26 protein-coding genes and 1 pseudogene are annotated in these 23,482 nt (G+C 38.8%); 2 read left to right on the forward strand and 25 right to left on the reverse strand.

Annotated features, from left to right (window positions below; all coding sequences use genetic code 11):
- From ADH52_RS00150 to ADH52_RS00265, 25 genes and pseudogenes are all read right to left on the reverse strand, one after another.
- Positions 1–1,638 (reverse strand): annotated as a pseudogene (locus ADH52_RS00150) (CHAP domain-containing protein); the annotation flags it as partial.
- Positions 1,639–1,649: 11 nt separating this feature from the next.
- Positions 1,650–4,007: a VirB4-like conjugal transfer ATPase, CD1110 family gene (locus tag ADH52_RS00155; RefSeq protein WP_179209031.1), complete on the reverse strand. Its 2,358-nt coding sequence runs from the start codon at positions 4,005–4,007 to the stop codon at positions 1,650–1,652.
- Positions 3,958–4,317, reverse strand: coding sequence for a PrgI family protein (locus tag ADH52_RS00160; protein WP_001097589.1), 360 nt, complete (start codon positions 4,315–4,317; stop codon positions 3,958–3,960). The genes ADH52_RS00155 and ADH52_RS00160 overlap by 50 nt, the downstream gene beginning before the upstream one ends.
- Positions 4,318–4,370: 53 nt before the next feature.
- Positions 4,371–5,225: a conjugal transfer protein TrbL gene (locus ADH52_RS00165; protein WP_001054257.1), complete on the reverse strand. Its 855-nt coding sequence runs from the start codon at positions 5,223–5,225 to the stop codon at positions 4,371–4,373.
- Positions 5,226–5,241: 16 nt separating this feature from the next.
- The gene (locus ADH52_RS00170) at positions 5,242–5,484 is read right to left on the reverse strand and encodes a hypothetical protein (RefSeq protein ID WP_000627865.1); all 243 of its coding nucleotides are present in this window, start codon (positions 5,482–5,484) and stop codon (positions 5,242–5,244) included.
- Between the two features lie 20 nt (positions 5,485–5,504).
- Positions 5,505–7,382 carry a VirD4-like conjugal transfer protein, CD1115 family gene (locus ADH52_RS00175; protein ID WP_049509343.1) on the reverse strand — a complete coding sequence of 626 codons (1,878 nt, stop codon included), beginning with the start codon at positions 7,380–7,382 and terminating at the stop codon, positions 5,505–5,507.
- Positions 7,382–7,870, reverse strand: a complete 489-nt coding sequence (locus ADH52_RS00180) for a hypothetical protein (RefSeq protein ID WP_049509300.1) — start codon at positions 7,868–7,870, stop codon at positions 7,382–7,384. The genes ADH52_RS00175 and ADH52_RS00180 overlap by 1 nt, the downstream gene beginning before the upstream one ends.
- A complete protein-coding gene (locus ADH52_RS00185) occupies positions 7,860–8,159 on the reverse strand; it encodes a hypothetical protein (protein ID WP_000869759.1) in 300 nt (99 codons plus the stop codon). Before ADH52_RS00185 ends, ADH52_RS00180 begins: the two co-directional genes overlap by 11 nt.
- A 333-nt stretch (positions 8,160–8,492) precedes the next feature.
- The gene (locus ADH52_RS00190) at positions 8,493–9,080 is read right to left on the reverse strand and encodes a CPBP family intramembrane glutamic endopeptidase (RefSeq protein WP_049509302.1); all 588 of its coding nucleotides are present in this window, start codon (positions 9,078–9,080) and stop codon (positions 8,493–8,495) included.
- Positions 9,081–9,082: 2 nt separating this feature from the next.
- Complete coding sequence (locus ADH52_RS00195) at positions 9,083–9,316, reverse strand: hypothetical protein (protein ID WP_000840776.1); 234 nt, start codon at positions 9,314–9,316, stop codon at positions 9,083–9,085.
- Between the two features lie 12 nt (positions 9,317–9,328).
- A complete protein-coding gene (locus ADH52_RS00200) occupies positions 9,329–9,709 on the reverse strand; it encodes an arsenate reductase (protein ID WP_042751130.1) in 381 nt (126 codons plus the stop codon).
- Positions 9,702–10,151, reverse strand: coding sequence for a hypothetical protein (locus tag ADH52_RS00205; RefSeq protein WP_049509305.1), 450 nt, complete (start codon positions 10,149–10,151; stop codon positions 9,702–9,704). The genes ADH52_RS00200 and ADH52_RS00205 overlap by 8 nt, the downstream gene beginning before the upstream one ends.
- Positions 10,135–11,493: a DNA (cytosine-5-)-methyltransferase gene (dcm, locus tag ADH52_RS00210; RefSeq protein ID WP_049509306.1), complete on the reverse strand. Its 1,359-nt coding sequence runs from the start codon at positions 11,491–11,493 to the stop codon at positions 10,135–10,137. Before dcm ends, ADH52_RS00205 begins: the two co-directional genes overlap by 17 nt.
- A gap of 98 nt (positions 11,494–11,591) precedes the next feature.
- A complete protein-coding gene (locus ADH52_RS00215; RefSeq protein ID WP_049509308.1) occupies positions 11,592–12,371 on the reverse strand; it encodes a replication initiator protein A in 780 nt (259 codons plus the stop codon).
- Positions 12,368–12,541, reverse strand: coding sequence for a hypothetical protein (locus tag ADH52_RS11455; RefSeq protein WP_000159607.1), 174 nt, complete (start codon positions 12,539–12,541; stop codon positions 12,368–12,370). The genes ADH52_RS00215 and ADH52_RS11455 overlap by 4 nt, the downstream gene beginning before the upstream one ends.
- Positions 12,542–12,749: 208 nt before the next feature.
- A complete protein-coding gene (gene rlmD / locus ADH52_RS00220) occupies positions 12,750–14,111 on the reverse strand; it encodes a 23S rRNA (uracil(1939)-C(5))-methyltransferase RlmD (RefSeq protein WP_049509310.1) in 1,362 nt (453 codons plus the stop codon).
- A gap of 73 nt (positions 14,112–14,184) precedes the next feature.
- Positions 14,185–15,159 (reverse strand): DUF1002 domain-containing protein, encoded by a 975-nt coding sequence (locus tag ADH52_RS00225; protein ID WP_049509313.1) that lies wholly within the window; start codon positions 15,157–15,159, stop codon positions 14,185–14,187.
- Between the two features lie 73 nt (positions 15,160–15,232).
- The gene (gene pmp23, locus ADH52_RS00230) at positions 15,233–15,847 is read right to left on the reverse strand and encodes a cell wall hydrolase Pmp23 (RefSeq protein ID WP_023940692.1); all 615 of its coding nucleotides are present in this window, start codon (positions 15,845–15,847) and stop codon (positions 15,233–15,235) included.
- Positions 15,847–16,821, reverse strand: coding sequence for a nucleoid-associated protein (locus ADH52_RS00235; RefSeq protein WP_049509316.1), 975 nt, complete (start codon positions 16,819–16,821; stop codon positions 15,847–15,849). Before ADH52_RS00235 ends, pmp23 begins: the two co-directional genes overlap by 1 nt.
- A gap of 7 nt (positions 16,822–16,828) precedes the next feature.
- Positions 16,829–18,085 (reverse strand): serine hydroxymethyltransferase, encoded by a 1,257-nt coding sequence (glyA, locus tag ADH52_RS00240; protein WP_049509317.1) that lies wholly within the window; start codon positions 18,083–18,085, stop codon positions 16,829–16,831.
- 49 nt (positions 18,086–18,134) lie between these two features.
- Positions 18,135–18,566 carry a GNAT family N-acetyltransferase gene (locus ADH52_RS00245; protein WP_049509319.1) on the reverse strand — a complete coding sequence of 144 codons (432 nt, stop codon included), beginning with the start codon at positions 18,564–18,566 and terminating at the stop codon, positions 18,135–18,137.
- A gap of 10 nt (positions 18,567–18,576) precedes the next feature.
- A complete protein-coding gene (locus tag ADH52_RS00250; RefSeq protein WP_049509321.1) occupies positions 18,577–19,170 on the reverse strand; it encodes an L-threonylcarbamoyladenylate synthase in 594 nt (197 codons plus the stop codon).
- Positions 19,154–19,990: a peptide chain release factor N(5)-glutamine methyltransferase gene (gene prmC, locus ADH52_RS00255; protein ID WP_049509323.1), complete on the reverse strand. Its 837-nt coding sequence runs from the start codon at positions 19,988–19,990 to the stop codon at positions 19,154–19,156. The genes ADH52_RS00250 and prmC overlap by 17 nt, the downstream gene beginning before the upstream one ends.
- Positions 19,990–21,069, reverse strand: a complete 1,080-nt coding sequence (prfA, locus tag ADH52_RS00260; RefSeq protein ID WP_049509324.1) for a peptide chain release factor 1 — start codon at positions 21,067–21,069, stop codon at positions 19,990–19,992. The genes prmC and prfA overlap by 1 nt, the downstream gene beginning before the upstream one ends.
- The gene (locus ADH52_RS00265; protein WP_000068143.1) at positions 21,066–21,656 is read right to left on the reverse strand and encodes a thymidine kinase; all 591 of its coding nucleotides are present in this window, start codon (positions 21,654–21,656) and stop codon (positions 21,066–21,068) included. Before ADH52_RS00265 ends, prfA begins: the two co-directional genes overlap by 4 nt.
- Before the next feature lie 123 nt (positions 21,657–21,779).
- Here ADH52_RS00265 and ADH52_RS00270 point away from each other — a divergent pair, with 123 nt between their 5' ends.
- Entirely contained in the window at positions 21,780–21,962 is a 183-nt protein-coding gene (locus tag ADH52_RS00270) for a 4-oxalocrotonate tautomerase (RefSeq protein ID WP_049509325.1), read from the forward strand.
- Between the two features lie 137 nt (positions 21,963–22,099).
- Positions 22,100–23,473: a tRNA uridine-5-carboxymethylaminomethyl(34) synthesis GTPase MnmE gene (mnmE, locus tag ADH52_RS00275; protein ID WP_049509327.1), complete on the forward strand. Its 1,374-nt coding sequence runs from the start codon at positions 22,100–22,102 to the stop codon at positions 23,471–23,473.
- Positions 23,474–23,482: the final 9 nt, after the last annotated feature.

The raw sequence follows: 23,482 nt of genomic DNA on the forward strand, positions 1-23,482 counted from the left end.
ATCACCCGTTAGAACTCTTGTCCCCTCAATCGCACGGCCATTATGAATGGAATATAAGGTTAAACGACTCTCATTCTCTCCTTTTCCGTTAGTGAGAATAACATTATCTCCGTCTAGAGATACAACACCATCCATTGGTGCGACAATCCTTTGGTGAGCCTTCGCTTCTAGTAAAATGTACTCCTGAAGAGTAGGTTTTCCGTCTAAATCATAGTATCCATAACGATAAGTCATGGTTAGACTATCCTCGTTACTTTTCCCCTCAAATGGATTGTCCAATTCCTGCATGGAAGCATACACACCCTCTTCTTTTAGTTCCTTTATTTCCTCTTGATCGTCTTTCGAGAGTTTATACTTAGGAGTTTCATAGAGGTCTTGCATGGATTTCAAATCTTCCCCATCGTTTAAATCATGCCACAAAGTAGACAGATAATCCTTGTAAGTTTCTGAACTAAATAAGTGAACTGGTTTGTTTAACTCATAGTCATGGAATTTAAAGTTCATATACCCCATCACATCATCAACTTTTGTGTAATAAGTAATTCCTTTGTCATTTTTGCGAGTATGTTCTGCATCTTCCCAAGTTAGGTGGGTATAAGCTTTTGTTAATTCAAATTCATCTTGTTGAATCAAACTAGCAGATGAAAATCCTAAAAAGAAGCTCATCATAAGTAAAAGAAGAAAGACTATTCCTCCAACTATCCAGGTTACAGGATTTCCAGTCGCAAATGTAAAGAAGGAAAAGGCTGCTTTTAGTTTTTGATAGATATTTCGGACACTTGTAAGACCTTGTTTCTTTAATTTTCGATACCGATTTTTAAAGGAACTTGGATTCTCTTTCGCTAGTTTCCATCCTTTTCCATCCTTAAAATGATGGTATCGCTCTTTTGTGTTGGTCAGTCTTTTCTTGGTAAAACGACCTGTTGCTTGTCCTGTTTTGACACTAGCTTTTCCAAGATTATAAGAAAGCCGACTGTAGCGTTTCCCTTTTCTAATAGTCTCTTGAAGTGTGCGATAGCCTTCTAAATCTTCATATTCTGAAGCTAACTCTCCACCTTCACGTCCAAGGACATAAAGGAAAGTTTTGGCTTTCCTACTAACCTTTTTGGATTTATAGGCTTGTTTAGTAGATTTTAAATTTTCTTTAGCAGCCTTGACTTCTTTCTTAGCTTTTAATTCTTCTAAACTCTTCCCTTGAAAGAAAAAATTGGATTTTTGTTTCGATTCCTGACCGTAGAGAAATTTTTGATTGGTTTTTCTTTCTTTACGACTCTCTTTTCTTTCTTCTTTTGCTTCTACCTTGGCTTCTCTAAATTGCTTCTTGGCTATTTTCAATCGTTTCCTAGCATGAGGCAACCGTCTGTCTCTTAATTCTTTGCGATTCAAAAGAGATGGAGGACTATTTTGAAGAATATGATTGTAGTCTTCATTTGCTTGTTTTACTCTCTCCTTTGAAGCTTCTCTCATCTCCTCTAGCTTTTCTTTTATCTCTTTTTTCCATGCTTTTTCATCCAGTACAGAGGAATCTTTTTTCTGTTTTCTCACCTCCTTCTTTCCTTGTTTCAAGAATTTCTTCTCATCTTTTAGACTTCTTCTAAATGCCTTTCGGGCACGTATGATTTCTCTTTTATCCTTCATTTACCTTCCCCTTAATTAGAAGCCATTTTATCAGGATCTGTACTCATGATATCAAACAATTGTGTACCTTGAGGAATCTTATTTTTAAAGGGAACGACAACTGAACCAGCTTTTATTAGTCCTGCCCCTTTTTCTGGATTGACTAAGTATTTTTCGAGTTCTTTTGACAAGCCTAAGAGTTGAACCAGTTCTTCTCGGTCATTTTTTGCTTGCTTTAGGAGAATCATAAATTCACTATTGGCAATAATCCGTCTACCATTTGGATCTAACAATAAGGTTTCGACATTTTGAGTTATTCCAGTCGGACTGGCTCCATATTTTCTGACACGACTCCACAATTTAAAGAAGAAATCACTGGCATATTTATCTAGTAAAAGAAGTTGCATTTCATCAAAATAAATCCAGGTCTTCTTCCCTAATTTTTGATTCCGAACGACACGATTCCATATCTGATCAAAAACAACCATAAGAGCGATTTGTTTCAGCTCATCTCCTAACTTTTTAACATTATAGATTAAGAAATTAGATCCTGTCTGAATATTGGTCTTATGAGAAAAAATATCAAGAGAACCTTCGACATACAGTTCCATATCAAGTGCTAAGTTCTGCGCTTCTTCTTCTGGTTGTTGGCTCAAGACAAAGACCCATTCTTCCAAAGAAGGCTCTTTAAATGACTGATATGTGAGTCTGGTAACTCGGTCGATAATCGATTTTTCTCTTCCATCCATTTTTCTATCCAATAACTTGCCGATAAAGGATAAAAGAAATTCTGATTTTACCTTTACAGGATCTTCATCCATATTTTCCTCAGACAAGTCAAGGACATTGAGATAAGTTTGGGAATCGGGCGCAATATCAATCATTTCTCCACCAAAAGCTCGTCCAATGACACTGTATTCTGCTTCTGGATCCACGATGATAATTTCAGTATTTTCACCAGATTCCTTGATTTTGGTCGTGATAATTTCATGCTTGGTTGCCATCCCTTTCCCAGCTCCAGATGTTCCTAAAATCAGACCAGACGGTGTATTTAATAGGCTTCGATCAATGGTAATAATATTACTTGATATTTGATTGATACCGTAATATTTCCCACTACGGTCTTGTAAGTCTACTGAAGTCCAAGGAGAGTTCACTGCTACATTAGATGTTAATAAACTACGTGATACTCCCTCTAAAAAATCACAACCAAATGGCAGCAAACTATTAAAGGCTGCTTCTTGCATATATGGAAGTTTATCAATCATTAGATCATTTGAGCCTGCCACTTGTTGAATCGTGTCTAGTGCTTGTTTGAGTTCTTCTTCATCCTGACCAAAAACACCAATCAAGAAGACCGTTTGAAATAGTTTATCTCCTGTCTCAGTCATGGTTTTTAAGAGTTCCTCAGCTTCATCGATATTGCTTTCTAATACATGGCCTACTTTTTCCAAATAAATACCTGTACGAGCAAGTTTTTGTTGTTCCCCAATCTTTTGGGATTCCATCAAGGTCTTCTTTGTTCTTAGTTTCTTCATGGCATCTGCCTTGGTCGAACTTTGAGCATGGAGGCTCACAATCAATTCCAAATCTCCTTGCATGAGGTCTCGAATAAACTGATCCCCTAATTCCATACCATAGTCTCTCACATAGACAATCTGTAATAAGCGGTCATTGATTTGTAGGTAATTCTTGTTTTTAAAATCCAAGAGATTAGGTGCTATGAAGTGACGAGTTGTCTGACCAGATCTGGTTAAATCACGGTAAGAAAACGGAAGATGGTGTTCTCCTCTAAGCATATCGGCCAACAAGTTGACACGGTCTTCTCCAGCCAAGGATTCAAAACGTGCATCAATTTCTGAGAAACCACTCTTGAAATATTCTCCTATTTGGGACAAGGAACGATAGGCTTGTTTGGGATTAGAATCCTTTCTACCAAAGCTAATCAGTTTAACAGCCGAAAAGTTATTTTCGCCACTGTCTAAATTCTGATTCATCATCCGATTCAATTCTTTACGATAGGTATCATACCCATCTTCTTTTTCCTCATACAAAACACTTTGTCTGAATTTTTCTAAATTCAATCTTTTGTTAAAGATAGTCAATTGGAAGTTGGTTTGGTCGTCTAAAGAGTTAATCAAATCAGAATACTTCTCAATGATTGCGCCCTTATCTTCTAAACCAACAGTTTGGTAATTGACGTCCCCAAGTAAGTAGCTTTGTGAGAAATAATCTTCTTTTACCTGCATTAGACCATTTTGGTACAGGGCTTGATAGGCAAGGCTATTCGCTGTAGAGGGTAACACTTCCTCTTTTTTTCCTTTAACTTCTTCCTTTTTATTAGTCATTGAAGTTTTTTGTTTCTTTAATGTATTTGATTTTCTTTTCATGTTCAGGTCCTTTCTTTCCTGTAATTGTGCGTAGGGGAACCGTTAATTCAAAATGAAGACGGTATTTCAAATAATGTTCAAAATATAAATCATTGGGTTTATAGACTCCAAAAAGCATGAGAGGGATGGTAAAAGCAAACACAAAACCGTAAACAAACCAATCTCCAAATTGCCAGAAAAAGAGATTCAAGCCCAAAACAATAATTGTGACAATAAAGGCTGGTAAAACAAATATGATTTGCCTTGTGGTAAAACCTAACCAAGCCCTGTGTTGGTATTTTGAGATGTCTTTAAAGACACGTGTATTCATGACTTTCCTTTCTAAAAAGGCTAAGAAGCATTCACTTCCTAGCCTTTATCTAATTACATACCTAAGATTGAGCGAGCCGTACGTTGAGAACCAACGAGGGCAATAATCAGTAAGATAGCTTGTACCAAACTACCAAACATAATCGCAAGAGATTGCAGGACTCCTGCACCATTTGAAACAGCTATTTTCCCAGCAGATTCAAATAAAGGAACAAGAGAAACAATCAGAAAAATAAGAACCCCTTGTACCGCATAGACCATAATATTTTTTAAATAGCCTATACCAATAGACTTCCATTCATCACTTAAAAATGTTGGAATCGTAAGAGGGGCAAATGGGATCATAAGGTAGAGTTGAATAAATCGAATAGATACCAAAAGATTAACCATGGCTGCACTTACTATCCGAACTAGCCAGATAAGGAGGGCGAAAAAGCCCACAATCATCCGGCCAATAAATCCTGACCCTTTTAATCCAGAGATTGTATCATACTTTGCCCCACCGTGAGCCACAATCGAGGCCACTTGTTCAATGGCATGACTCGCAATCCCGATGATGGCTTCTACAATGACGGTAGTGTTGGTAATTACAACTGCGACCATAATATAACTAATCAACATCGGCGCTAATGCTTCAAAGGTCATCGCTCCTCCTGAGTTAGCAATCTTCTTTGCCATCTTTGAAAATTCTAAGATGAGAACAACTGATAAAATCGCAACTCCAAGAGGCTGCATGACACTTTTAGTAATACTAGACATATAAGTCCATACTGTTGGATTGTAGCTAGATAGAGATTTAATCAGATCTACCGTAGATTGTAAATCCACATTAAATCCTTCAAATAAATTTTCAGCTGATATTTTTTCAGATGCAAGGTAAACAAAGGGTGAGACTAAACTAAGATTCATGTCATTGTTTATCCTCCTAAATTGAAATTTGAGTTACAAAGGCTCCAGCAGCCCCGACCATAACACCACCGACAATTTCAAGAATGGCATTCCGAACACCTGGGCCACCATCTTTAATGTTGGTTGCAAGATTGACAATCCCCACAACAACAAGAAAGGCACCAACCGCAATCAATCCCTTCTGTAACAAAGACATAGCTTGTGCAAACATAGCACTTGCGTCTACTCCATAAACAAAACCTTTAAAATGCGTAATCATCTATTTCCTCTTTTCTATTTTTATTTTAAACTAGATTCAAAAGTTAAATCACGAATTCTAAGGCCTTCAAGATGATTTTCTTGACTTTGATTCAAAGGATTGATTTGATAGTTCCACCACCGTTCATCGGTTTCTTGATTGGCTAGGTACTTCCAGTTTGGATGCTTGATGGAATTGTATTTTTTGCTTTTAAAGACTGGCATATTAGCAATTCGAACCAAGCATTCATGCCGTTTCATATTTCCGACTTCGTCAGGTGTCATTAAATCACGAGCAATCTTTTGATGAGAAAGGGATCCTGAACCTGTCTGGCCAAAGGAACGACTCGTATTTCGAACATCAATGGTTTGTTTACCGAGTAAGCCACTCATAAATTTAAAGGTATCTTCATCATTACCACCTAAATAGACTAAGCTATCACAGTTCCCCAAAATGGTTTTCCAAGCTTCTTTTTCTTTATAGAGTCCTTGAAGTTGGGCAATATTTTGTAGAATAGGAACGAGACTCATATTACGAGAACGAACTGTTGAGGTTTGTTCAGCAAAATCTGGGATTTCTCCGATATTTGCGAACTCATCTAAGTAAACTCTCACATGAAGAGGCAATTGACCCTTAAAATCAATATCTGCTTGTCTTGTTAGGGTTTGAAATACGGTTGAAAAAAAGAGGGCTGAAAGAAAGCGAAAGGTACTATCGTTATCTGGGATAACTAAGTAAACCATTGATTTTTCCTTCCCCCATGTCTTCATATCAAGGGTATCTCTTTTGGTCAAATCCATGACACTTTGAATATTGAAGAGGGCAAATTTAGCAGTGGTTACAGCTATAACAGAATCCAGAGTCTTATCTTTATAATTTTGAAAATCTGCCCAATTTCGCATGGTAAAATTGTCAGTCCCATACTTTTTAGCATAATTTTCAAATAGAATTTCTAAGACACTTTTTTCTTGATTCTCACCTTTGGATAAGTGTTTAATGAGTTTTGAGATTTCAGCAAAACTTGGATAACGCCCTCGTTTTTTTCGCTCTTCCACTTCTTTTTTTTGACGTTTCAACAAGTTTTGGTATTCTGTTTGACTCAAACGACTCTCTTCAATGAGCTGTTCTCTTGTTTTAGGTGGATTATAGAAATCGACCAAGTAAGAGGCTAAAGCTCGTACCAAAGTCATAGAAGCTTCATCCCAAAATGGATCACTACGAGAGCCAGAGCCTTTGGTGTTATTGAAATAAACCGTCAGCATGCGATTCAAATCATTTTCTGTTTCTATATAGCGAAAAGGATTGAAGCCATCTGAGTTCTTCATATTGACTAAATCTAGCACCTTTACTTGGTAGCCATGTTCTAAAAAGAGTTTGCCTGTTTTTTCGGCCAAGTGATCTTTAGGATCCACGACAATATTTGAACTATTCATCTGAATCAGATTGGGTTTCACAAAGCGAAAGGTCTTTCCACTTCCTGAACCTCCTATCACCGCAATATTTTTATTTCTATCATATTGGGGTGGCTTTTTATCTAACAAAGTTAGACGAACATCTTGGGCTAAGATCGTATCATGAGAAAATTCCTTACCGTAAAAGAGCTTCTTTTCTTTTAGAGTTCCAAAACGGGCGCTCCCGTATTCTACTCCTTCTCGATATTGTTTTTTACCAGTCTCTAGATAGAGATAAACCAGCAACATCATCACAAAGCCTAGTAGAAAAAAAGCACTTGATTTTCCAGTAAAGGAAACATTCCATGGCGACTGAAGAACTTCATCTTGACCTTCCATCAGAAGATGAGTCCATTTATCTAAGGTATTTCCAGTATAGGAATCATACAAAAGCGTCAAACGATGAAAAAGATAGCCTAGTAAGATACCTAACAGTGAGAATAGTAGGAATTTCTTTCCACTGTACATCATCTCACCATCTCTTTCTGTTTGACGGCTCCTTCTTGTCTAAAGGTAATTTGGGATTTAGCCTCATCAATTGCATCGTCTATTGACTTATCCATGGTAAAATCAGCTAATTTCTCCGGATCATTAACCATTTTTTCTAACAGATGTTCTAAATGATTGTCTAGAATCGAACGGTCTTTCGTGTAGAAATGTAGAGAATCCCCTTGCCAAGCGATGGCTAAAGGAATCTCTTCTTTTTCTAAAAAAGATTTAAATTTCTCTATATCAATTGGTTTGTCTAAAAAATCTTTTTTCAGATTAATCGTATCAATCGAATAAGGAGATTGTAGCAATTCTTCTAATTTCTGCACCCCTATCTTATAGGCGGAATCCTGTGCTAAAGCCTGACGTCTAGACCATTCTAGAATCTTTAAAAGACTTTTGACAGTAAATAAAAGACTACGCTCCGCATATTGAACTGCCATTCGTTCCTGTTGTTCAGAGGACATCCGAGGCCTCCTTCTTCACAAATAGCAGCTTTCCTTCTTTATAACGATAAGCTATCAATTTTTGACGTTGCTTAATTGACTTGACAACCTGCAGTAGATCTCTCGAATAAGGTTCTCGAAGAGTAACTTCTACTGCTTTTCCATCAATGATACCAACACGTTTAAATTCAATGTAGTCTTTTTTGAGATGTCCTAAGCCCATACCAAAAGGAAAGTGATGAATCAATTGGATGGTACAACCACCTTTATTTCCCATTTGTTTCAAATCATACAAGTTTACTACCTTCATGATTAACTCCTTTATCTAGTTTGTCGCATCGTTTAAGTCTGGTAACGATAAACTCCGTGTCTGTTAGAAAATTCTCACACACGTCTTGTGCCAGTTGCCCTTCACAGGGAAATACTCTCAGTCCCTACTTACACAGGCACGCTAATCAAGACGGAGTGGATTCAATTTTCAAAGAACAGGTAGCTTTATTATAGATAAGAGTAGTTGAAATTTTTATCACATTTTTTATTTTTCTGTAGAGCTAAATTCATACTAAACAAAGATTTTGAAATAAAAGACTAACATTGTTACATAACGTTAGCATTTCATTTCCCTAAAACAAGCTAATTTGGTCTAAAAAAGCAACAAACTATAAACTAGTAGGTTCCACACCAAATGTAGCCCCATACTGCCCCATAAGTCCGATTTATAGCGTACCATCCCTAAAAACATTCCCAATGAAACATACAAACACCAAGCTAGAATGGTTCCTGGATGATGAGCTAAAGCGAACAAAACACTTGTCAACGCAATTCTGATATCTAATTTTTTGACCAAGTTCCATAAAATTTCTCGATACAGAAATTCTTCAACCATACTCGCATTGATTAAGAACAATAAAAATGAAAACCAAGGAACTTGATGTTGAAGCCCAATTAAGTTTGCTTGATTCGTGCTTCCTTGAGCATGGATTAAGCTAAAACATAGACTTATAATCAGTAGGCTAACGAATCCAATTCCAAGCCATTTCATCCTAGTTTTCATATTGACCTTGACCACTTGTTTTCGTTGACCATACATCCATAAAAAAGAAATGAGTGACGCACCATAGAGAATCTGTAGTATAGTTAACTCACCGATACAAAGAAATTTCAGTAAGTATAAGGAAACCAATAGGACATTTACTTGTTGGAATATATAAACTGGAATTATTCTTTTCATAATTACCTCCGAAATAAATCTTCATAATCTAAATCTAATACCTGCACAATCCTTTCTACCCATGGACTTTGAGGCATTCGTTGTTCCATCTTGTAGTGACGAATCTTTTGATACAAACGATTCAATTCACTTGGATAGTGAAACTCTCCCGCAAACATTTTTCTGGTTAACTCAATCCAGCTGATATTTCTTTCAGCCAAAATAATGGACAAGTTCTCCCAAAATCGTTCAGCCATATTTCTTCTCCTTTAGTTAGATAAATAATGTGTTTGTGCCATGTAAATCAATTGTTTCGTATCTCTTGGCAATAAAGCTCTAGCCTCCTCCAAATTCAGATTTGGATAAACTCGCTTATTTGAAACCGCAAGAGGAAGTCTGATGGTTAGTTCAGGATTTTTTAATATCATTTCGATGAAATCTGTTAATTTTAGGTTATCTCGATTCTTAAAACGTAATAAATTTGGAGATAAAAACTCAAAACAATCTGAAGAATAGCTCATCAGCTCAATTAATTTATCTCTTGTCATTTCAGAAATCGAATGACAGGATACCTCAATGCCATAGTTTTGGAAGAATTCTAAAAGAAGTTGATTTCTATGGTTATTTTTACTTAGATAGAGATCAATCATGGGAGACCTCCCAAAGATTCGGTTCCATTTGATATTCTGAGACGATTAAGGAATCTAATAAATTGGAGAAGTTAATCGGTTTCTTGTCTTCATCATAAGCTTTTACAGTTACTTGGGTTGTAAGTATTCCCTCTTTTCCCTCGGCTCGATAGCCTTGCCCATATAAAACAAAAACAAGATTCTGATTATCATCTACAAAAGCATCAGCTCCGTTCTTTATATCCTGACTTTCAAGGAATTCCATAATGTTTTGAAGATAGGATTCATAAAATAGTGGGTAATTATGTTTTTTATGGTAATCATCTAAAAATTTCACTTCAAACTCACATGGATAATTGGGCATTAAAAATATTTGTTCATCCAGCTGTTTGATTTCTGCATCATGTAATTCTGTTTCTAATTCGTCACAATCTAGTATTGACTCTTTATTTAAAGCTTTCATCTTTTTCCTCTATTTCTTTTAATTTCTGTGCGATTGCGGCAATCACAGGAACGGTTACACTATTACCAGCTTGTTTATAAAGCTGACTATTACTAGAGACTTTTCTAGCAGCTTCAAAAGCCCAATCAGGAAAACCCTGCAAGCGAAAACACTCTTTAGGAGTGATTCGTCGTATTCTCAGACGGTAAAATTGTCCATTTATTAAAATACCAGCAACATGGTAAACTTGCTTATCTTCTCCTTCATAGCTAGCCACTACTACTCCCATTTGACCACTAGTTGTTAACGTATTCGCTATACCTTTTCCAACTCTACCACGACGATACTGAGAACTTGGTCTTTCCAAATTGATTGAATCTCCTATTTCTGCTTGAGCATATCCTTTTTTCGTTGCCTCTCGGACTTTTAGAAATTGGATTGGTTCTGGAATCAGTATTTTGGGGATTTTATCTCCACCTTGCATCGTAGTCAGTGTTGGAGATAGCCCCTCACTTCCATAGACGCGACCAGTTTCCTTAAAGCTAGTTGGTAAATCTCCAACAACGACAATACCATGGCGATCCTGAGTATTTAAAGTAAACATTGGCTCTTGATTATCCTTGAAACGTCTACCATTTTGTCTTTTTTCTAATCTATCTGGTGTCATACAAGGAATCGCAACCTTAAATCCTTCTCCTTTTCCACGAACTAAAGTTGGCGCAAGACCTTCTGAATAATAGACTTTACCACTCATTCCACTTCTTGATGGATTTAAATTCCCTAGTTCTTTCAAAGTCTCAGAGTTAGTTGCTTGACCTTCTCGTCTGAAAGGAAATAGGAGTCTGGTACCTTTCTTTCTAGAATGTCCGATAATAAACACCCTCTCTCTGTTTTGGGGAACGCCAAAATCCTTACTGTTAAGCACCTGCCACTCAACATCAAACCCCAACTCATCAAGCGTGGTAAGGATTGTGGTGAACGTCCGTCCCTTATCGTGATTGAGTAGGCCTTTAACATTTTCAAGAAAAAGAAAACGTGGTTGGATTTGTTTGGCCGCCCGAGCAATTTCAAAGAACAAAGTTCCTCTAGTATCTTCAAATCCCAATCGTCTTCCTGCGATTGAAAATGCTTGACAAGGGAATCCCCCACAGATGACATCGACTTTCCCTCTAAGTTTTTTAAATTCGTCGTCTGAAACATCTCGTATGTCATGAAATTCTATTTCTCCTTCCGTTTGAAAAATGGACTTATAAGATTCTCTAGCAAATTTATCAATCTCACAAAATCCAATACACTCGTGTCCGACACTTTCCATTCCAAGTCGAAATCCACCTATACCTGAAAATAAATCAATAAATCTCATTTCTTTATCACCCCTTTCTGATCGACTATCAATGTCCAAATAGTCACACCACTTGAAATGACAATGAGCATAACTAATATCCACTCGATTGGCGACATTTAACCACCTCCTTTTCTAACACGGTTATTCCAAACAGAATACAAGCCGTTAAACACAAATTCAGCCAAAACTTCCGCTCGTCTAACAAAGCGAACATTGTCAAGAGCATACTGATAGATTCTCTCAAAATCAGTCATAGCAATTTCACTGGCTGTTTCAGAAAAACCCTCTCGTCTAAATTGATCTTGTACCAATCCCCAAATATACTCTCGATCATATTTTGTGACCTTTTCTACTTTTCTTTTTAAAATAGGTTGAGTATTCCTATCCTCCTCATCCTCAATAAATAAAGAATCAGTCTCATTATATTTAGTCTCACTAACTTCAGTCTCACTAGGGGCTGAATGTGAGACGGGGGACGTTTCATTTTCAACCTGCCCTAGTCTTTTTTTAACACTAGGCCTGTTTGAATTACCTACTGGGGTAGAAGACAACTCCCCTAAATAAATCTTATTAGCTAGTCTTCCTTTCTCACTTGAAGACTGTTGAACTTCATCAATTAAGTCATATTCTTTAAGAGTTTTTTTGATTGATAGTAGTTTTGACTTCGAACAACCTAACAGCCTCATCAGTTTAGAATTAGAAAATACTAAATAAACCGCCCCTTCTTCATCTATCCAACCACGACTAAGAGATAATTCTAAACGATCTTTTAAAATAGAATAAGCCACCTTTACTTCTAATTTCATATCCATATATTTCTCATCCTCAAAAAGAATTTTAGGTAATTTATAATACCGTTCTGAAGTTTGGTATTGATTTGCGGTAATTCGTTTCATAGCGCTCCTCCAAGTTCTTTGAGTATTAAATCTCCACTTGATTCCAATCTAACCAAGCCACTTTTTTCCAATTCAGCCATAAGAGAGATGGCTTCAACAATGTCAATTCCCATTTCACGTACTAAAAATGAAATGACAATATAGCGTGATGATTGTAGTTCTTTTGTCATTTTCCCTCCTGAAAATAAAAAAAGGAGAACAATATACAATTGTTCTCTCTTTAGATAAATATTTATTGTTGTATTCATTTTTCCGATGCGCAAACGACATCTACAAATACATATACATCTATGTGCCTTTTTAGGACTTTTTTGACGTCAAAATTGCCTTTATCTACAAAGACAAAATGCTTGTAAAATAGCTTAAAATCAAGGATTTTCACCCTTTTTTTCGTTGTAGCAACACTACACACTCCACGTGATGCGTTTGAGGAAAAAGATCCACCGGCTGGATTTTCTTTAACTCATATCCCAATTCTTGGTAGAGTTTTATATCACGCGCCATGGTTGCGACATTACAAGAGATATAGGCGATGCGGTCAGCTCCTGTTTGGCTACTTGCCTTGATAAAGCTTTCTGTGAGTCCTTTTCTTGGTGGGTCCACTAGGATAAGGCTTGGTTGAATTCCATCTTTAAGCCAATTTTTCATGGCATTTTCGGCTGTATCACAGACATAGTGGGCGTTTGAAATATTGTTTAATTGGGCATTCTTCTTGCTATTCTCAACCGCTTCTGGGATCACTTCAACACCATAGACTTCCTTGACATGTTTCGCAACAGAGAGGCCAATCGTCCCGATACCAGAATAGGCATCAATGACTACATCATCTTCTTTTAATTCAGCAAAGTCAATGGCTGTTTGATAAAGTTTTTCCGCCATTTCTGTATTAACTTGGTAAAAGGCTGGACCAGCGATTTGGAAATCATTTCCCAACATTTGGTCCGTAATGTAATCTTGACCATAAAGCGTACGCCATTCCTTACCAAAAATTGCATTGGTATTTTGGTCGTTGATATTTTGCATGACAGACACAATCTCTGGGAACTGCTTGATTAGTTGTTCAATCAATTGCTCCACACGAAAAACTTTGGGACGAGTTGTAACCAAGATAACCATGATTTGTCCAGAATAGTGTCCACGACGCACCACAAGATTTCGAATCAAGCCAGCTTGTTCCTTTTCATCATAAGGTTTCAAATCATAACGACGAAGCAAATCTCGAAGAACTACCACAACTTGGTCAATGACAGGATCTTGGATAAAGAAATCTTCTAGAGGCATGAGGTCATGCGAATTCTTACGGAAAAATCCTGTTTCCAAGACACCATTAACACGACGAACAGGCACCTGCGCCTTGTTGCGGTACTTGATTGGATTTTCCATACCAAGCGTTTCAGCAACCTCTATATCATCAATTCCAGCAATCTTATATAGACTATCCTTAACTTGCTTGGTTTTAAATTTGAGCTGTTCTGGATAGGCAAGATGACCTAAATCCGCGATTCCTGAACGCAGGTAAGCCAAATCTAGATCTTGATTACGGTGTGGTGATTGGACAAGGTATTCTTCTACTTTTCCAAAACCAATCTTTTTATTGACCTTGAGGACACGCATAAGGATTTTTTCACTCGGTAAAGCATTCTCAACAAAAAATACCAAACCATCTACCTTGGCAACTCCTGCACCTTCATGGGTCAAGTCAACAATTTCAACTTCTACAATATCATTTTTCTTTAACATTCTCTTCTCTTTCTATTGGCCGACAAAAAAGACGGCAACGTTACGGTTACCATCTATTATACCATGAAATTTCTTAAGAACCAAAACTCTTGAAGAAGTTGACAATGGCTTGCCAGAGGGAGCTTAAGAAGTTACCACCGTCCTCTAGCGCCTTATCCGCATCAAAGTTAAGGTTAATATTTTTAAAGCTATCGCCAGCTTGTGAAACAATGCTTTGTTTAAGGTCATTCAGGGTTTTAGTGAAGTCTGCATTGCTGAGGATATCACTTTTTGAGAGATTTAAAGCAAAATTGATGATGATATTGATCTGGTTTCCTGTTATAACCTGATCAAGTTTGTAATTTTTTAAGGTATCTTCAACGATTTTACGGACATCTTCCTCCGTCAGATTTCCCTTGCTTTCTTTAGCTTTGGCGATTCCTGACTTGATATCGGCTAGGGCAACATTTAATTTATTAGCATCATAGCCTGACTTGTCCTTGTTTTCAGCATTGATATCGGACAAAGCCTTCAACTCTTCTTGAGCCAAATCTTTGTTGGCTTGTGGCACCTTGGCTCCATTAGCTTCAAGTGAATAGTAAATCCCTGCTAAGGCACTCTCACCTGTAACTGGAATAGGTGCTGCTACAGTAATTTTGGCGTGTTCCACACCCAAAGTTACGGCCGCATTGCGGTACATATCCTGCGTCACCTTAGTGATGTTTTCTGGTGTTTCAATCTTGACCTCAAGTGGCGACTTGTCACCTAGCTTTTGAATCTTGGCTGATGAATACAATTGTAAGCTAGAGTCATTGGCAACATTCATAATCTTAGAATAGACATCAGGTGTCATGGTCTTGAGTTCTTTGGTGTCTGTTGAAGCATTGTAGCCTAGTTTTTTAAGGGTTTGATTTTTTTGGTCTTCAGACAATGATGAACCTAGGACATATTCAGGTTGAACATAGGTTTCATCGATGACTTTTTGAACATCAGTTGCTGCATGGACACTATTCATAGCTGTTACTGCCCACAAGACCGCAGCACTAGTCAGAAAGAGTTTCTTTCTCATAGGGATTTTCCTCCTTTACCTTTCTAGAGTAATATATCTATCTTAAAGAAAACTTATAACAAAAACACCTGGACTAGCCAGATGTCGAAAAGAGAGTAAAACATTTGATGATGTAAAGGTTGAGTTGCACCTGTCTAGAATAATAATAGTTTCCTCCATTTACATAGAGTTCGGCTCCATGAAAAATGGAAATGGGGTGAATATAACTATAAGTCTTTCCAGTGGTGTTACCAAGCAAGGGAGCAACAGTATCACGAGAGTACTGTTTGGCCAGTGCTAGGGTGTTTTCCTTACCATTTTGGGCGATAAAATCGATATAGGCAGGTCCAAAATTATAGGCTTGAACAGCCGTCCAGACATCTACCCCCTTCTTCTGGGCCAGATAGAGATTATCTGTCAGAGTTTGAACACCTTGCCGAATGCTAGAAGCATTATCATTGATAGTGTTGGTGGAACCACTTGCAGATTCACTAGACTGCATAACATCGCCTTCTTTTCCTTTTGTTTCAGTATAAATCATAGCGAGCACAAGCTCTTCGTTTGCTGGGGTGTCTTTTTCACTCAAGATTTCTCGCACCATGGGTTGATAGGTCATGACTTGCTTGACATCCTGGTGAACGCGGTAAGCTTTATAGCCCGCAAAAAGGAAGACTGCTAGTACAAGCACTCTTCGAATTCGTTTAAACATTATTTACTTTGGATATCCTCGATATTTTTGATTAAGATAGAGTAGGTTCCATTATCATTTTGGATAAACTCAACAGACTCGGCGTCTTGATAGACGTTATTGGGAACGATGAGCTCAATTCCATTTGACAAGGAAAGTTTTTGGTTTTCAAATTTTTTAAGCTGACGACTGGCATCAATTTCATCAAATTGAACAGGCTCTGGTACAGCTTCCTTTACTTGATCAATAAAGCTCAAACGAGCCGTCAGATTATTGTCAAAAAGGTCGTTTGCCAATTTTTCTGGTGACAATTCATTGCTTTCTTCTAAGTTGTTGAAAATCGCTGATTTGACCTTTGATTGAAATTGAAAATCATCTGTATTAAAAGATTCAGCAATTCTCTGAGCCGTTTTTTCTAGTTCTTTGATAGATTTCTTTGGTGAAATCTTAGGGGCAACGGCAAGAAGATTATCTGAAAAATAGTTCAAAAAAGTCCCGTTATACTTGATTCGTTTTTCAATCAGATGGTACTTGCGGCTCTGAAGATTAACCACTAAGGCCTCATCAGCACCCGTTCCAAATCCAGGCAAGTTATTCTGAGTTAGCTTGATTGGATTATCAACTTCTCCTCCGAGGTGGGTCAAGGTCTCCCGCAGAGCAATTCGCAAGAAAGCGAAATGTTCTACACCTTCTTTAGAAAATTGCACAAAAATCAAGTCATTGGTCTTGAGATTTTCTGAAATGCCGAACTCCTCTTTCCAGAGATTAGCCAGCGTTACTGATGTCTCCAACAAATCGTCTGTGATGTGATTGAAGAAGGGATTTTCTTCTTCGAAAATCCCAGTCTTGGCTTCATCTGAATACACACGTTCAATTTTTTTACGTAGGTATTCCTCGATTTTTGGAGTGATATTGAGAAACTTATCCGCTAGGAGCAGCTCGGTATCATCCGGACTGAACTGATGGATAATAGCTTTCTTAATATAAATGTCCATAAAAATTTTAGTCCTCGTATAATGGGAAGGCCTCTGTCAATGCTTTGACTTCGCTTCTCACTTCTTCTAAGACAGCTTCATTTTCTGCATTCTTAAGGGTTTTAATGATGAGTTCAGCCACTTTGCGACTTTCTTCTTCACCAAATCCACGTGCAGTAATAGCTGCTGCTCCGATACGAATCCCACTTGTCTTGAATGGTGACAAGGTTTCGTAAGGGATTGAGTTTTTATTTAGGGTAATATTGACTTCATCCAGCAAGTTTTGAGCAACTTTTCCGTTTTCAACAACCTTAGTCACATCCACTAGGAAGAGGTGGTTTTCAGTCCCTCCAGAAATGATACGGAAATCAGGGTCTTGCAAGAAGACATCTGCCATAGCCTTGCTATTCTTGATGACATTGGCAGCATATTCCTTGAAGGCTGGATCCAAAACTTCTTTGAAGGAAACAGCTTTAGCCGCCACAACGTGCTCCAAAGGACCACCCTGAATACCAGGGAAAATAGCTGAATTGATCTTCTTAGCTAGGTCTTCATCATTGGTCAAAATCAAACCACCACGAGGGCCACGAAGGGTTTTGTGGGTCGTTGTTGTCGTGATGTGAGCATATGGTACTGGACTTGGGTGAAGACCAGCAGCAACCAAACCAGCGATATGAGCCATATCTACCATGAGCTTAGCTCCAACAGCGTCCGCAATTTCACGGAATTTTGAAAAGTCGATAATTTGAGAATAGGCTGACGCACCAGCTACAATAAGTTTTGGTTTTACTTCTTGGGCTTGTTTCAAAATAGCATCAAAGTCCAAGAATTCCGTTTCAGGATCCACACTATAAGAAACAAAGTTGTAAGTTTGACCTGAGAAGCTAACAGGAGCCCCATGGGTCAAGTGTCCACCTGCAGCCAAATCCATTCCCATAACCGTATCACCTGGCTCAATCAAGGCCATGTAAGCCGCACAGTTGGCTTGGCTTCCTGAGTGTGGTTGGACATTGGCAAATTTAGCACCGAAAATTTCTTTTGCACGTTCAATGGCAAGAGTCTCTACCACATCGACTACGTCTGTTCCACCATAATAACGGCGTCCTGGGTAGCCTTCGGCGTATTTATTCGTCAAGATAGACCCTTGAGCTGCCATAACAGCCTTGGAAACTACGTTTTCCGAAGCAATCAACTCAATATTGTTTTGTTGGCGTTCTTCTTCTTTGGCAATAGCATTCCAGAGATCAGCATCATAGGCTTTAAAATCATCTTTGTCAAAAATCATAGGTCTTCTCCTTTATAGTGTGACAGGTCCTTTAGTCTAAGAAAATAAACTAAAAGATGCGAATAAACCGTTTCTGCACTTTATCACAAGTATAACCAACTTTTTCATAAAATGCATGAGCACCCAGACGATGATCGGCAGAGTTTAAGCGGATAAACCCATAACCACGTCTTTTTGCTTCTTGATCCAACCCTTGCAGTAAGCTTTTACCGATACCTTGACCTTGCGCTTGAGGTAAAACTGCTAAAGCTAAAATATTAAATCCTGCTTTAGAATAAAGTGATTCATAGACCTCAGCGTGTACATATCCAAGCAAGGCATGACTAGCTTCATCCTCATAGCCAAGTAGGAAATGATGTTCATCTTGAGATAATCTAGTTAGTTGACTAGCTGTGTCCTCTGGACTAAAAGAATAGCCCAAAGTCTCTTGGTTGATGTCACATATAGCTTTCACATCAGTTTCTCTTAAATCTCTTAGCATCTCATTCCTCCTAAAAAGAAATCTCTGGCAACCGAGCAAGAATATCTTCTCGCTTAATGGCCCCTTGGCGTAAGATTTTCACCTTGTCTCCAGACAAGTCCAAAATAGTCGAATCTTGTCCAGTTAGAAAAACATCGTCTTCCAGACCCAAAACCTCTTGGTCAAAATCCTTCAGAATCTGATCAAAGGTTACACCACTTGCATGACCTGAGATATTAGCAGACGGCCCAATCAAAGGACCTGTCTCTCTAATCAAATCAAGGGTAATGGGATGACTCGGCATCCGAAATCCCACCGTTGCAAGGCCAGAATTGATCCAATAGGGAACTCGCTCATTAGCTTCTAGAATGATGGTTAAGGGACCTGGTAAAAAGGTCTCTACAAGTTTTTGTAGATAAGTTGGCTGATTCTTAGAAAAGTGCAAGATGTCCTCTAGAGAGGCGATATTGAGGTTAAGCGCCTTGTCTCTTGGACGACGTTTGAGCTGGTAAACATGGTCAACTGCTTTTTCGTCTAGAGCCTTGGCAAAGAGACCGTAAACTGTCTCAGTAGGTAGAACGACCGCTCCACCATTTTCCAACTCTTGTCTAATCCTGTCCATCATCAATTACAACCATCCTATCTAGACCAAACTGGTCCTTGAGCGTTCGTACTCTTTTTTCAGGAAGGTATTTCCTAAAAAGTTTAGGAACACTTTGACCTTGCTTGTATCCAATTTCAAGGTAAATCTTACCACCATCTTTGAGATAGTCTGTTGCATCTTCCGCAATTCTACGGTAAATGGCTAGACCATTCTCGTCTGCAAAGAGAGCTAGATGAGGCTCCGAATGCAAAACATTCAAGCCGACCTCTGACGCATCTTCACGAGAGATATAGGGTGGATTGGAAACAATTATATCATATTTTTCAGAAATTTCTGTAAAACAGTCAGATTTTTTTAAAAATATTTGAAGATTTTGATTTTTAGCATTTTCGTTAGCTACATCTAAAGCATCTTGGGAAACATCTGCTGCTGTCACTGACCAATCTGGTCTATTTTTTGCTAGAGCGAGAGCAATAGCTCCACTACCTGTTCCAATATCCAGAACTGAAAGATTTGTCTCAGGATTTTCAGCCAAGATAAGCTCCACCAACTCCTCTGTCTCTGGACGAGGAATCAAAACCCGCTCATCAACTGTTAACGGCATTCCATAAAAATCTGCCTTTCCAATGATATACTGTGCCGGTTTATGAGCTGCTAACTGTTGGAAAATTCCTTTTACAAATACTTCTTCCTCTTCCGTCACTTCCTGCTGGAGGGCAAAAACAAAGTCCGTAAAAGATAGATTTTTCAGGCTACGATAGACAAAAGAGAGGCTTTCAGCTTCCTCTCCTTGTCTTATCAACTCTTCTTCAAAATCTGAAAATAATTGAGCTAATTTCATTATTTGTTTAATTCTTCTAATTTTTGTGTTTGGTCATAGAGCACCAAGGCATCCACAACTTCGTCCAATTTACCAGACAAAATGGTATCTAGTTTTTGGAGAGTCAAGCCGATACGGTGGTCTGTGACACGGTTTTGTGGGAAATTATAAGTACGGATTCGTTCTGAACGGTCACCAGTACCGATTGTCGACTTACGCTCAGCGTCTTGTTCATCCTGAGCAATTTGTGCAAAGTGGTCAGCAACACGCGCACGGATAATCTTCATAGCCTTCTCACGGTTCTTCTGCTGGGTACGTTCTTCCTGCATCTCAACCTTGATATTGGTTGGCAAGTGAACGATACGAACAGCAGTCGCAACCTTGTTGACGTTCTGTCCACCAGCACCTGATGCATGATAGATGTCGACACGAAGGTCTTTTGGATCAATATCGTATTCAACTTCTTCCACTTCAGGCATGACAAGAACTGTCGCTGTCGAAGTATGGACACGCCCTTGGCTCTCTGTCACAGGGACACGTTGCACACGATGGGCACCTGATTCGTACTTGAGTTTAGAGTAAACAGATTGACCTGAAACCATGGCAACGACTTCTTTGAAACCACCGACACCGTTCATAGAGGCTTCCATAACTTCAAAGCGCCAGCCTTGGGCTTCCGCATACTTTTGGTACATGGTTAGCAAATCTCCAGCGAAAAGTGATGCTTCGTCACCACCAGCTGCTCCACGGATTTCAAGGATGATGTTCTTGTCATCATTAGGATCTTTTGGGAGGAGCAAGATTTTCAGTTTCTCTTCGTATTCTTCTTTTTCAGCCTTAGCATCTTTGAGCTCTTGCTTGGCCATTTCTTCCAAGTCCGCATCTCCGCCTGATTCCTTAATCATCTCTTCAGCGTCAACGATGTTTTGAAGGACTTGTTTGTACTCACGGTAGGCTGTTACCGTATCGCGAGTAGAAGCCTCTTCTTTTGAAAGTTCCATGAAACGTTTGGTGTCTGAAACGACATCAGGGTCACTCAGCAATTCTCCTAATTCTTCATAACGGTCTTCTACAGCTTGTAGTTGATCATAGATGTTCATTTTTCTTCATTCTCCTTATTGATTTCAGGCGCAAAATAATGTTTACGGCAAACTGAGATATAGGTTTCATTACCACCAATCTGGATTTGCTCACCATCATAGACTGGCAGTCCATCCTGTGTACGCAACACCATAGTCGCCTTTTTCTTACAATACTGACAGATGGTCTTGATTTCGTCAATCTTGTCTGCTAAGAGCAAGAGATACTTGGAACCTTCGAACAGTTCATTGCGAAAGTCATTTTTCAAGCCAAAAGCCATGACAGGTATGTCTAACTCATCAACAACACGAGCTAGATCGTAAACATGGTGACGCTTGAGAAACTGGGCTTCATCGACCAAAACACAGTAAGGCTTTTCTGGTAGGTCTCGGATATAGCCAAAGATATCCGTCGTCTCCTCAATCGCAAGAGCAGGGCGTTTCATACCGATTCGACTCGACACATAGCCAACACCGTCACGAGTATCCAGAGCTGAGGTCATAATCACAACGCCTTTTCCTTGCTCCTCATAGTTATAGGCCACCTTGAGAATCTCAATCGTCTTACCAGAGTTCATGGTCCCATAACGATAATACAACTGTGCCATGTTTCTTGCTTCACGTCCATTTCTAAATTTTTGCTACATTCTAGTATATCATAATTTTCTTAAGCTTTAAACGGCAAAATGTGGTAAAATAGAAGAAATCAAAAACTAGTGGAGGAAGCTATTATGCCATTTGTACGCATCGATTTATTTGAAGGACGCACGCTCGAGCAAAAGAAAGCTCTTGCTAAGGAAGTAACGGAAGCTGTTGTCCGTAACACTGGAGCACCTCAATCTGCTGTCCATATCATCATCAACGACATGCCAGAAGGAACTTACTTCCCACAAGGGGAAATGCGCACCAAATAAGCTAGCTTAAGCAGAATTGCTTAGGCTTTTTCAATCTCCAAGTAGCATCCATTGAAGAAATAGCCTAAATTTGTTACAATTTGAAAAGAGACTTGGAAAAATTTCCAAGAAAAGAGCTATTTATTAAAGGAAACATTATGATTACACGTGAATTTGATACCATCGCTGCTATCTCTACTCCACTAGGTGAAGGGGCTATTGGTATTGTCCGCCTGAGCGGAACAGAAAGTTTTGCTATTGCGCAAAAGATTTTTAAAGGGAAAGACTTGAGACAGGTTGCTAGCCACACTCTCAACTACGGTCACATTATTGATCCTCTGACTGGTAAAGTCATGGACGAGGTTATGGTTGGGGCTATGAAATCTCCAAAAACCTTCACTCGTGAGGATATTATCGAGATTAACACTCACGGTGGGATTGCGGTGACCAATGAGATTCTCCAACTAGCTATCCGTGAAGGAGCTCGATTGGCTGAACCTGGTGAATTTACCAAACGTGCCTTCCTAAATGGACGTGTGGACTTGACTCAGGCTGAGGCGGTGATGGATATCATCCGCGCCAAGACAGACAAGGCCATGAACATTGCGGTCAAACAACTTGATGGTTCCCTTTCTGACCTGATTAATAATACCCGTCAAGAAATCCTCAATACACTTGCCCAAGTTGAGGTCAATATCGACTATCCTGAATATGATGATGTTGAAGAAGCGACTACTGCTGTTGTTCGTGAGAAGACTATGGAGTTTGAGCAATTGCTAACTAATCTCCTTAGAACAGCACGTCGTGGTAAAATCCTTCGTGAAGGAATTTCCACTGCTATCATCGGCCGTCCCAACGTTGGGAAATCAAGCCTTCTCAACAACCTCTTGCGTGAGGACAAGGCTATCGTTACAGATATTGCTGGTACTACTCGAGATGTCATTGAAGAATACGTCAACATCAATGGTGTTCCTCTCAAATTGATTGATACAGCTGGTATCCGTGAAACGGATGATATCGTTGAACAAATTGGAGTTGAGCGTTCAAAAAAAGCACTTAAGGAAGCTGACTTAGTTTTACTAGTGCTAAATGCTAGTGAACCACTGACTGCTCAAGACAGACAACTTCTTGAAATTAGCCAAGATACAAACCTTATTATTCTTCTTAATAAAACTGATCTTCCTGAAGCAATTGAAGCTTCAGAACTCCCTGAAGACGTTATTCGTATCTCAGTCCTTAAAAACCAAAACATCGATAAGATTGAAGAGAGAATCAACAACCTCTTCTTTGAAAATGCTGGTTTGGTTGAGCAAGATGCTACTTACTTGTCAAACGCCCGTCATATTTCCTTGATTGAGAAGGCTGTTGAAAGCCTACAGGCTGTTAATGAAGGGCTGGAACTAGGTATGCCAGTTGACTTGCTTCAAGTTGACTTGACCCGTACTTGGGAAATTCTCGGAGAAATTACTGGAGATGCTGCTCCAGATGAACTCATCACCCAACTCTTTAGCCAATTCTGTTTAGGAAAATAAGAAATCCAT

It is taken from the genome of Streptococcus pseudopneumoniae (genome assembly GCF_001072665.1).
GTDB classification, from domain to species: domain Bacteria; phylum Bacillota; class Bacilli; order Lactobacillales; family Streptococcaceae; genus Streptococcus; species Streptococcus pseudopneumoniae_S.

Bases quoted from the DNA above. Each gene is read 5' to 3' on its own strand.
- ADH52_RS00155 (WP_179209031.1), bottom strand. From the start codon at position 4,007: ATGAAAAGAAAATCAAATACATTAAAGAAACAAAAAACTTCAATGACT.
- ADH52_RS00160 (WP_001097589.1), bottom strand. From the start codon at position 4,317: ATGAATACACGTGTCTTTAAAGACATCTCAAAATACCAACACAGGGCT.
- ADH52_RS00165 (WP_001054257.1), bottom strand. From the start codon at position 5,225: ATGAATCTTAGTTTAGTCTCACCCTTTGTTTACCTTGCATCTGAAAAA.
- ADH52_RS00170 (WP_000627865.1), bottom strand. From the start codon at position 5,484: ATGATTACGCATTTTAAAGGTTTTGTTTATGGAGTAGACGCAAGTGCT.
- ADH52_RS00175 (WP_049509343.1), bottom strand. From the start codon at position 7,382: ATGTACAGTGGAAAGAAATTCCTACTATTCTCACTGTTAGGTATCTTA.
- ADH52_RS00180 (WP_049509300.1), bottom strand. From the start codon at position 7,870: ATGTCCTCTGAACAACAGGAACGAATGGCAGTTCAATATGCGGAGCGT.
- ADH52_RS00185 (WP_000869759.1), bottom strand. From the start codon at position 8,159: ATGAAGGTAGTAAACTTGTATGATTTGAAACAAATGGGAAATAAAGGT.
- ADH52_RS00190 (WP_049509302.1), bottom strand. From the start codon at position 9,080: ATGAAAAGAATAATTCCAGTTTATATATTCCAACAAGTAAATGTCCTA.
- ADH52_RS00195 (WP_000840776.1), bottom strand. From the start codon at position 9,316: ATGGCTGAACGATTTTGGGAGAACTTGTCCATTATTTTGGCTGAAAGA.
- ADH52_RS00200 (WP_042751130.1), bottom strand. From the start codon at position 9,709: ATGATTGATCTCTATCTAAGTAAAAATAACCATAGAAATCAACTTCTT.
- ADH52_RS00205 (WP_049509305.1), bottom strand. From the start codon at position 10,151: ATGAAAGCTTTAAATAAAGAGTCAATACTAGATTGTGACGAATTAGAA.
- dcm (WP_049509306.1), bottom strand. From the start codon at position 11,493: ATGAGATTTATTGATTTATTTTCAGGTATAGGTGGATTTCGACTTGGA.
- ADH52_RS00215 (WP_049509308.1), bottom strand. From the start codon at position 12,371: ATGAAACGAATTACCGCAAATCAATACCAAACTTCAGAACGGTATTAT.
- ADH52_RS11455 (WP_000159607.1), bottom strand. From the start codon at position 12,541: ATGACAAAAGAACTACAATCATCACGCTATATTGTCATTTCATTTTTA.
- rlmD (WP_049509310.1), bottom strand. From the start codon at position 14,111: ATGTTAAAGAAAAATGATATTGTAGAAGTTGAAATTGTTGACTTGACC.
- ADH52_RS00225 (WP_049509313.1), bottom strand. From the start codon at position 15,159: ATGAGAAAGAAACTCTTTCTGACTAGTGCTGCGGTCTTGTGGGCAGTA.
- pmp23 (WP_023940692.1), bottom strand. From the start codon at position 15,847: ATGTTTAAACGAATTCGAAGAGTGCTTGTACTAGCAGTCTTCCTTTTT.
- ADH52_RS00235 (WP_049509316.1), bottom strand. From the start codon at position 16,821: ATGGACATTTATATTAAGAAAGCTATTATCCATCAGTTCAGTCCGGAT.
- glyA (WP_049509317.1), bottom strand. From the start codon at position 18,085: ATGATTTTTGACAAAGATGATTTTAAAGCCTATGATGCTGATCTCTGG.
- ADH52_RS00245 (WP_049509319.1), bottom strand. From the start codon at position 18,566: ATGCTAAGAGATTTAAGAGAAACTGATGTGAAAGCTATATGTGACATC.
- ADH52_RS00250 (WP_049509321.1), bottom strand. From the start codon at position 19,170: ATGATGGACAGGATTAGACAAGAGTTGGAAAATGGTGGAGCGGTCGTT.
- prmC (WP_049509323.1), bottom strand. From the start codon at position 19,990: ATGAAATTAGCTCAATTATTTTCAGATTTTGAAGAAGAGTTGATAAGA.
- prfA (WP_049509324.1), bottom strand. From the start codon at position 21,069: ATGAACATCTATGATCAACTACAAGCTGTAGAAGACCGTTATGAAGAA.
- ADH52_RS00265 (WP_000068143.1), bottom strand. From the start codon at position 21,656: ATGGCACAGTTGTATTATCGTTATGGGACCATGAACTCTGGTAAGACG.
- ADH52_RS00270 (WP_049509325.1), top strand. From the start codon at position 21,780: ATGCCATTTGTACGCATCGATTTATTTGAAGGACGCACGCTCGAGCAA.
- mnmE (WP_049509327.1), top strand. From the start codon at position 22,100: ATGATTACACGTGAATTTGATACCATCGCTGCTATCTCTACTCCACTA.